2 protein-coding genes are annotated in these 1,430 nt (G+C 33.8%); both read right to left on the bottom strand.

Annotation, left to right across the window (positions count from 1 at the left end; genetic code table 11):
* Positions 1–35: 35 nt before the first annotated feature.
* Complete coding sequence (locus tag HU235_RS24840; RefSeq protein WP_174881931.1) at positions 36–881, bottom strand: M15 family metallopeptidase; 846 nt, start codon at positions 879–881, stop codon at positions 36–38.
* 202 nt (positions 882–1,083) lie between these two features.
* A complete protein-coding gene (locus HU235_RS24845) occupies positions 1,084–1,245 on the bottom strand; it encodes a hypothetical protein (RefSeq protein WP_174881932.1) in 162 nt (53 codons plus the stop codon).
* Positions 1,246–1,430 lie beyond the last annotated feature (185 nt).

Here is a 1,430-nt window from a genome sequence, read left to right on the forward strand (position 1 = left end):
ACATAAAATATTAACTACAGCAAACTTTTCAAAAGCTAGATTTTTTTTACTTTATTAAAATATTCTTCTAATGTTAATTTATTTTTATAAATCACAGATGCCTTTTCTTTACCGATATAGCGTAAATGCCATGGTTCAAACTGATAACCAGTAATGTTTTCCTTTCCCTTTGGATATCGAATAATAAATCCTGCTTTGTGTGCATTTGCATCTACCCATTTTCCCTCTGCAGTATTCGCAAACTCCTCAGTTATTTCAAGATTCACACTTTTACTCGTTATATCCATTGCTAAGCCTGATTGATGTTCACTTTGACCAGGTAAAGCTACTGCGTGTAGGGCTGCTTCTTCCCCTTTTGCTTTTTTCTCAGCATCAAATATCCCTTTTTGTCTTGAATAGGAACGATAACCAGAAACAGCTATTAATTCAATGCCATCCTTTTTAGCAAGTTGAAATAGCTCTTCCAACGCATTTGCTGCTTCCTTTCGTAAATATGCTTGAGGAATATCTGCATCTCCGAAAGAAAATTCAACATTAGGTATTACTAAATCGTTTGGCTCATAATCTTCTGGTAAGGTAAACTCTTTATTAACCATTGCTAAAATATTTGTTGGATTTTCAATTACTTGATTTCCATCAACTTGTTTAACCGAATTAAAATATTGTCCCTCCAAGAGGAAATCTGGATCTATTTGCTCCTCATTCGTTTCGGTATTTTCAGGCTCAACTGTTTCTAACTGCCGTTTTTCCCCTGATTGTCTAATTAGTTCTCCTTCCTGCTCGCCACTAAAAGGGTTTGCATTTGGAAGTGAAAAACTAGTACATGCTGTTAATGTTACAAGACATACTAGTACAAGACTATTTTTTACAAAATATGACATTTCATCACCCTATCTATCTCAATCCTTCATCAATTTTATCATGAAACGCTATGTTATTTAAGAATCTTCCAACCTACATTCATCTTTACCTTTTTTCCTATAGGTTAAAACATGATAAAAATTTCTTTTCATCCAATTATATCGACAATATTTGCATAGGAACAAGTAGGTGATTTGTCAAACAAGTGGCGATATTATGACTTTAACGAATTTCTTTTTTAATTGAAGGCAATTTTTTATAAACTTTGTTGCATTTTACATAGCCTGTCGTATATAGATTACCTCTTGTTACAATACTCGGTTTACGCGGTGTGTATGGTGAGCCTCCTTTATTTAAGTCCTTGCTTACATTAACCTTTTCCACGCATCCCGCAGGAGTCCCGCAATGCACTCCGATCACCTTTATGCAAAAATAACAATCTTTCAGAAAATGCCAATTGAAAGAAATTCCGGTCGTTCCCTTCCATCTTTACCTTCTAACTCGAAATTTCACTTCAAGGAATTATTTTGTTTATATGTTATTTACAATAATTGTACTAAAGCAAAAAG

The sequence above is a fragment of the Metabacillus niabensis genome (genome assembly GCF_902829255.1).
GTDB lineage: Bacteria > Bacillota > Bacilli > Bacillales > Bacillaceae > Metabacillus > Metabacillus niabensis.

Coding starts and splice junctions, on each gene's coding strand:
- HU235_RS24840 (WP_174881931.1), bottom strand. CDS start 881: ATGTCATATTTTGTAAAAAATAGTCTTGTACTAGTATGTCTTGTAACA.